This is a genomic window from Bacillus sp. CGMCC 1.60114 (genome assembly GCF_042676365.1).
In the GTDB taxonomy this organism is placed as follows: Bacteria; Bacillota; Bacilli; order Bacillales; family Bacillaceae_G; genus Bacillus_A; species Bacillus_A rhizoplanae_A.
Genome location: NZ_JBHTHG010000095.1, coordinates 1 through 705, shown reverse-complemented (window position 1 = coordinate 705; position 705 = coordinate 1). Strand labels below are relative to the sequence as shown.

General features: G+C 37.2%; 1 protein-coding gene and 1 pseudogene. Both read right to left on the bottom strand.

The features are described 5' to 3' along the window. Nucleotides 1-38: 38 nt before the first annotated feature. Nucleotides 39-188 (bottom strand): annotated as a pseudogene (locus ACFQZ1_RS14520) (IS6 family transposase); the annotation flags it as partial. 18 nt (nucleotides 189-206) lie between these two features. Next, nucleotides 207-705 (bottom strand): poly-gamma-glutamate hydrolase family protein (locus ACFQZ1_RS14515; protein ID WP_377882899.1); only part of this gene is annotated, 499 nt, incomplete at its 5' end.

Here is a 705-nt window from a genome sequence, read left to right as displayed (position 1 = left end):
CATTGCGATTTTACCTTGATATACGTTTCATCAACTCACCAAGAATCATTAACTTTCTTTAATTGACGACGTATCCGCTTGTTCAATTCAGAACCATACTGATGTATCCATCGTATAATGATCGTATGAGGGATAGATTGTCCCTGCTCTTCCATCATTTCTACGAAATTACAAAAGCTTAAATTGTACGGAAATCACTATCATTTTTACTCGGCTATTGCTGATCGAATAGCATTACTAAATTTCTCCATCTTAGAATTATCATTCTCAAGTTCAGTACGCAAAGCACCGGTGATCTCCAATTGTGCACCTTTTAAAGTTTTACCCCTATTTACGATATTCATCGGGTTGGTCCCCTTGAGATCGTCACGTATACCAGTACTGAAACCTGCGCTGGACAATTTTCCCTCAATCTTATCCTTTAATTTCACATCAAGTCCGCCCATGTAAACTAGTTTTTCTGTTCCTTCCGCACCATGAATAGAAACAACTTTGTTCTTTTGTGCTACCATTTTCAAAGCTATTGGGTCGTCATAATGGGTAGAAGTTAGATGCAAATCATTTCGCCCATCGTTTTTAAAGTCGTCATCTTTTATAGCATTAAATATGTAGTAACTGTAATCACCTAGGGCAACTTTTTTTGCTATTTGGTCAGTTCCAGATTCGATTTTTCCACCGTGAATTGCTAGAATGATTGTATCAGAA